The sequence below is a fragment of the Skermanella sp. genome (genome assembly GCF_059503625.1).
The window spans coordinates 1-6043 of record NZ_JCACHA010000725.1 but is presented as its reverse complement, the minus strand read 5'-3'; the positions used below and the strand labels follow the sequence as shown (position 1 = coordinate 6043).

Annotated in this window: 5 protein-coding genes; 3 read left to right on the top strand and 2 right to left on the bottom strand. The window is 65.2% G+C overall.

Annotated features, from left to right (window positions below; all coding sequences use genetic code 11):
- Window positions 1-233: 233 nt before the first annotated feature.
- Window positions 234-1148: a polyphosphate kinase 2 gene (gene ppk2 / locus AC5JJ6_RS24515; RefSeq protein ID WP_496044572.1), complete on the bottom strand. Its 915-nt coding sequence runs from the start codon at window positions 1146-1148 to the stop codon at window positions 234-236.
- Window positions 1149-1297: 149 nt separating this feature from the next.
- On the opposite strand from ppk2, the gene AC5JJ6_RS24510 reads away from it, so the two are divergent.
- Window positions 1298-1756 (top strand): hypothetical protein, encoded by a 459-nt coding sequence (locus AC5JJ6_RS24510; protein WP_496044571.1) that lies wholly within the window; start codon window positions 1298-1300, stop codon window positions 1754-1756.
- Here the strand turns inward: AC5JJ6_RS24510 and AC5JJ6_RS24505 are convergent.
- Window positions 1719-3203: a protein adenylyltransferase SelO family protein gene (locus AC5JJ6_RS24505; protein ID WP_496044570.1), complete on the bottom strand. Its 1485-nt coding sequence runs from the start codon at window positions 3201-3203 to the stop codon at window positions 1719-1721. The genes AC5JJ6_RS24510 and AC5JJ6_RS24505 overlap by 38 nt on opposite strands.
- Window positions 3204-3471: 268 nt before the next feature.
- Between AC5JJ6_RS24505 and AC5JJ6_RS24500 the strand changes: the two genes are divergently transcribed.
- Both AC5JJ6_RS24500 and AC5JJ6_RS24495 read left to right on the top strand, forming a co-directional pair.
- Complete coding sequence (locus AC5JJ6_RS24500) at window positions 3472-4602, top strand: hypothetical protein (protein ID WP_496044569.1); 1131 nt, start codon at window positions 3472-3474, stop codon at window positions 4600-4602.
- A complete protein-coding gene (locus tag AC5JJ6_RS24495; protein WP_496044568.1) occupies window positions 4599-5936 on the top strand; it encodes a hypothetical protein in 1338 nt (445 codons plus the stop codon). Before AC5JJ6_RS24500 ends, AC5JJ6_RS24495 begins: the two co-directional genes overlap by 4 nt.
- Window positions 5937-6043 lie beyond the last annotated feature (107 nt).

Genomic DNA, 6043 nt, shown 5'->3' with positions numbered 1-6043 from the left:
TACCAGCTGGCATCGGACGAGCGGCTTGCCGAAGCGGCGGCCCCGGCCTTGGCAATCGTCGCGGTCGGCATCATTCCGGTGATCCTGCTGAGCCTGGCGATCACGCGCTCACGGCCGGGGCACGCGGACGACTGAGCCTCACGAGCGATATAGGCAAGATAAGGCGCTCGTAGGCTGCGGCCCGAACGGTATCGCACCGCAGCCGTCGAAGTCGTTCCGTTACGAAGCTTTTCTCAATACAGCTTCGGTACCCAACGCTGCGAGTCCTTCGCCGGCCGCTTATACCCCGTGTCTTCCTGCCTCGGCGGCAGTTCCAGTGCTTCGGGAAGCAGCGCCTTGTAAGGGATCTGCCCCAGCAGGTGGGCGATGCAGTTCAGGCGGGCGCGCTTCTTGTTGTCGGCGTCGACGATGTGCCAGGGGGTGCGTTTCAGGTCGGTGTGCTTCAACATCAGGTCCTTGGCCTGGGAGTATTCGACCCAGTGCTTGCGCGACTCCAGGTCCATCGGGCTCAGCTTCCAGCGCTTGATCGGGTTATTGGTGCGCTCGATGAAGCGGCGCTCCTGTTCCTCGTCGCTGACGGAGAACCAGTACTTGATCAGAACGATGCCGGAACGCACCAGCATGTCCTCGAACACCGGGCAGGAATGCAGGAACTCCTTGTATTCCTCGTCGGTGCAGAAGCCCATGACCTTCTCGACGCCGGCGCGGTTGTACCAGCTCCGGTCGAACAGGACGATCTCGCCCTTGGCGGGCAACTGGGCGACGTAGCGCTGGAAGTACCATTGGCCGCGCTCGCGCTCTGTCGGGGTGCCGAGGGCGACGATGCGGCAGATTCGGGGGTTGAGGCTTTCGGCGATTCGCTTGATGACGCCGCCCTTGCCGGCGGCATCGCGGCCTTCGAAGATGATGCAGACCTTGAGGCCCTCGACCCGCACCCATTCCTGGAGCTTGATCAGTTCGAACTGAAGGCGGGCCAGTTCATCGACATATTTGTACTTCTTCACCGGCTTTTCCGGGAGGCCGCCATGGTCCAGGCCGCGCCAATGGGCTTCGACGGCGGCGGTTTCCCGCGCGTCGGTCAGCACCTCGCCGCCGACTTCCAGCCCGTTGCCCCTGGTCTTCCTGCCGTTCGCCTTCTTGTCGCCCATGGCCGCTTTTCCCCCGCAGATGCGCCGGCCCGAAACCGCCGGTCGATGGTTGCGGCCATGTTATTCCAACCGGAGCCGATACAGCGTGACATTGTCTCCCATGCGGAGTTTTGCCGCACCGGGACGCGTGGAATGTCCGGTAACGCGGCATGATGGTGAAGAATATCTTTACCGGTTTCATCATATATCGAATGCCGCTGGGAACCTTCCGTCCGGGGAAATGCGCCGTGCTGATGAATGTGCTGGAAGTCGCCGTCTTCGCGATGGTCGTCCTCGGACCGAACCAGCGGGCCTTCACCTGCGAAGTTTCGGTCGGCGGGGTCCGCTGCTCCCATGGCATCGCGGCGTTCCGCGAAGGGGTCAACGACATCGTGATGTCCGACGGCGTCAAGGTCGTCAAATCGCAGAAGGGCGAGTTGCAGTTCTCCAATGGAGTCATCGCGAAGATGGACTCGCTCGGCTGGGTTCAGTTCTCCAACGGCGTCGCGGTGCGTCGTGAAACGTCGGAGCAGTTCCGCTTCAGCACCGGCATGGTCTGCCGGTTCACCGCGATGGGCCGGGCCGGCTGCTTCAGGGAAGCGGTGAAGCCTCGCCAGCCTCCGGAGTAGTCACGCCATAAGCCTCGGCGGCCAGGGCGATTTCGGCCAGCTTTGCGTGCCAGCCCGACCAGTCGTCCGCCGCCGCGATCGGCGCCCATAGCGCCTCGATCTCGTCGATCAGCAGCGTGCAGGGCCGCCCTCCCGCAAAGTAGGAATGGCCGAGGTTGGCCGAAGCCGCAGGCTTGCGCTTCAGCAGCCCGGTACGAACCGGCTCGAACGCCGGGGAGCGGTAGAACTCGGCGGCGGGGCCGGATTCGGCGCGCTCCACGCTGGCGGGCCCCCCATACCAGTCGAAGAAGAACTGCTCGAACGGGACCCGGCTGCCGTTCATGAAGTCGTAGACGACGCCGGCGAAGGCCATGTCGTCGGCAAGCCCCGCCGGCTCCCGGGCCTGCTCCAGCCCGAGGCGGTCGAGCGTCGCCTTCCCCAGCGACTGGGCGAAGGCGGCGGAGAAACCGTCCAGAACGGCCTCCAGCTTGGCGGGAGACGCGAAGGGCATCAGGCATTCCGCCAACCGGGTCAGGTTCCACAGCAGCGCTTCGGGCTGCCGCCCGTAGGCGTAGAGCCCGTACGGATCGAAATAGGCCGCCACGAATTTGGGGTCGTATTCCGCCAGGAACCGGTACGGCCCATAGTCGAAGCTTTCGCCCGTGATCGTCACGTTGTCGGAATTGATGACGCCATGGACGAATCCGGCCGCCGTCCACTCCGCTCCCATGCGGGCGATATTGGCGCAGGCCCGCTCCAGGAATGCAAGCGCGCGGGTTGCCTCGTCCGCCGGCTGACCGTCCTGCCACAGGTCGGGCATGTAGTACCGGGTGCTGTGATCGATCAGGCGGCGCAGACCCGCATCGTCTTTCAGATAGGCCAACCGCTGGAAAGTGCCGATCCTGACATGGGAATGGCTGAGCCGCACCAGCACGGACGAGCGGGTCGGCGACGGCTCGTCGCCCCGGTACAGGTTTTCGCCCGTCTCGATCAGGCTGAAGCTCTTCGAGGTGCCGACGCCGCGCGCTTCCAGCAACTGGGTCGCCAGCACCTCGCGCACGCCGCCCTTCAGCGTCAGGCGTCCGTCGGCGCCGCGGGACCACGGCGTCTCGCCGCTCCCCTTGGTGGCGAGGTCGAGCAGGCGACCGTCCACCGGATCGCGCAACTGGGCGAACAGGAAGCCCCGTCCGTCGCCGAGCTGCGGGTTGTAGCTGCGGAACTGATGGCCGTGGTAGCGCAGCGCCAGCGGGCGTTCCAGGCTGCCGGGCAGCGGCTCGAACCGGCCGAAATGGGCGATCCACTCTTCGTCCGACAGGCCGCCCAGCCCCACCCGCTCCGCCCAGCGCCGGTTTCTCCAGCGCTGGATATGTGCCGGGAAGCGCGCCGGCTCCACGGCATCGTAGAAGGTGTCGCCCAGTTCTTCGTGATGCCGGGCGGCGGTGAAGACGTTCCTAACCGATTCAGCCATGGTACCTTCGATCTTCCCAGTCCTGCGATCTTCCCAGTCCTGATGCGAGTTTTACAGCGGATGCCCCGGCTCCAACAGGCGGCATGGCGAAACGGTCGCATGCGGCTTCTGTATACTCGAATTCCCGGAGATGGCACGATGCATCGACCATCCGTAAAGCGCAGTAAATTTTACACAAAATACACCAAAACTTTGCATCTATATATTGCGTTAACCTCGACAGTCTACCGTAACGACTGATTGCAAGCGTGTTCTGGAGTATTCTTGAATGTCATCGGCCGACATATTCGGGCAGATCATGGAGAAACCGGCGGAGTTCGCGCCGTCGACCTTCGCTCAACGGGGGGTTGCGGTTGATTTCACCACCCCCCTGCTGGTCCAGTCCCGCATTCGGCAGTCCGATGGCGACAGGGTCGAACTGATCCTGCCCAACCTTGCCGGCGGCAAGGGCTCCTATATCCTGGCATGGCGCTCGCTGGTCCAGTTCGCGACCGTGACCCTGCACGACCATGCCTTGTACGATGCGGTGCTGGCGATCGAGCGGATGGACCCGGCGACCGTGCGGACAGCAACCCTCTCCGTCGCGGCCAAGGGACTTGCCGGACGCGACGCGATGCGGCGCGCCGAGACCCTGCTGGCGCAGGAGAAGGAAGAGGCGCTGCTGACCAACTTCCTGCTGGTCGTGGACCTGCTGAAGCTGGCCGGGATCTCCGCGCAGGAACTGATGACCGGACGGCCCGGCGAGGATACCGAAGCCCGCATGAAGCAGGCGATCTTCCAGGTCGCCCATGCTTTGCAGATTTCGCCCGAGATCCTCTACCAGCGGATCGAGGTCCTGACCCGATCGACCTTCACGGTCGGGCTGCCCTGGGCACCTACTCCGGGGCGGCTCCGGCGTCTGCTGGGCGAGTTGGACGCCTTCGCCGAATCGCTGACCCAGTGGCAGAGCCGCGACGTGACGGCGGCGGCGGAAGTCGGCCGCTTCGCGGCGTCGGTGGCCCTTCATACGACGTCGATGGCCAGGGTGACGATGGGCGAGAGCGACGGCCTGATCCGCAACGTGCTCAGCATCATGCGGAACTGGGATCGCGACGCGAAGATCATCAGCGGCCAGATGTCCAGGCTTGCGTGGCTGCTGGACGGCTGGTCCTACATCGTGGCGCTCTGGACCTCGGTCGAGAACGAGCCGCACGAACGCCAGCGCGACACGATCCTGGAGATGGCCCGGCTGATCCCGGTCATGCCGAGGGAAGTCTCGGAATGGACCGAGAGCGGGCTTGAGCAGGAATCGAAGTCCATCCAGCGCAAATGGGTCCGGCTGAACCAGGACTGGAGGACCGGCAGGAACCTGATGGAGCAGGTCGCCCGGAACGAAGTGCTGAAGGGAGCCATGCTATGACCACCTGGGCGGAGCTTCAGCAACTCAGCAGCGCGATAGCCCAGGCTTCCGACGACAAGCTGATCCAGATCGTCCGCATCGTCGATACGCTGCCGGAACGGACCCAGCTGGACGAGGCGATCTCCAAAGTCCGCCACCGGCTGTTCTGGCTGCGGCCGCCGCGCCCGCTGTCGATGGCGCGCATCCTGTTCGCTCCGGTGGAAGACCTGCTCGACGGTCCGCTGCTCTACCGGCGCGGCTCGAAGCGGTTCAGCCGGGCGATCATCCGGCCCGTCACGGAGATCTTCGAATCGGCGATGGGCGAAGCCAAGTCGGCCGCCATACGGGCCGAGCTTTTGGGCAAGACGACCAAGCACCGGGACTTCGCCCTTGCCTTCGGCGAGCGCCTTTGGCCGGCCGCATCCGATATCCTGGCCGATTTCGCCAAGCGCGCCGCGACCGACCAGCGCCTGCGCACCGAGCGGATCGGGCGGGACGAGGATGTCCTGCACCAGATCGCCGACATGGCGGCCTTCCTGCGGTTCGGCGCCCGGATCGAGCAGATGAAGGCCGACCTGCCGCCCAAGCCGTTCGAGGACCTCCAGCCCCATCACGTCCAGATGATCGAGGAAGTGTTCATCACGCTGCCCCTGCCGGAGGACGTGGCGCTGTTCACCCGCATCCTGCTGGCCTTGTCGGGAGAGCCGGCGAAGGTCCTGGAACTGGTGGAGAGGGTGAAGCTCCAGGCGACCCAGCGGCAGCGCGACGCCCTTGTCGGCGACCTCACCCAGTCGGTGATCGACAAGCTGGGGGAAGACGCGGACCGGCTTGTCGACATCCCCCGCACCGACCTGCAGGTCGCCGCCAAGGTGGCGGGACGCCTGGTCAGCAGCCTGGATGCCCTGGGCCGCAAGCGGCAATGGGGCAGCATCAACGTCGATGCCAGGTCGCTGGACCGCACCCGGCGCGCGATCGGCGATTTCGTGGTGGAGAACCTGAACCGCACGGCCGAGGACTCGGCGGTATCGATGGCGGCCGCCAAGGCCAATCCAGCACCCGCCACCGACGCCCAGGCCGTCGAGGCGGAAGAACGCGCAGGCGCTCTCCGCCAGTTCCGCGATCTGGCGCGGTCGCTGAAGATCGACCACCACACCAAGGCCCGTTTCGACACGATCACCCGCTCGATGGATCAGGAAGCCCTGGAACAGGTCCGTTCGGCAGTCGCCCAAGGGCTTTCCAGGGCGGAGATCGACCAGATCATCGTAGACCGCCTGCGGATCTGCGATATCGTCGAAGGCTACGAGCGGGCCAAGGAACTGCGATCCAAGCTGATGTCGGCCGCCGCCCGGACCTGATCGGCGCCAGGATCGCTGACTGGATCGCTGCCGGCATCCTTTCCGGACTGCTTGCCGGGCGCCATCCGGCGCTGGCCGGTCGGACAGAGGTCGAGCAGCGTACAGCG

Coding starts and splice junctions, on each gene's coding strand:
- AC5JJ6_RS24505 (WP_496044570.1), bottom strand. CDS start 3,203: ATGGCTGAATCGGTTAGGAACGTCTTCACCGCCGCCCGGCATCACGAA.
- AC5JJ6_RS24510 (WP_496044571.1), top strand. CDS start 1,298: ATGATGGTGAAGAATATCTTTACCGGTTTCATCATATATCGAATGCCG.
- AC5JJ6_RS24500 (WP_496044569.1), top strand. CDS start 3,472: ATGTCATCGGCCGACATATTCGGGCAGATCATGGAGAAACCGGCGGAG.
- AC5JJ6_RS24495 (WP_496044568.1), top strand. CDS start 4,599: ATGACCACCTGGGCGGAGCTTCAGCAACTCAGCAGCGCGATAGCCCAG.
- ppk2 (WP_496044572.1), bottom strand. CDS start 1,148: ATGGGCGACAAGAAGGCGAACGGCAGGAAGACCAGGGGCAACGGGCTG.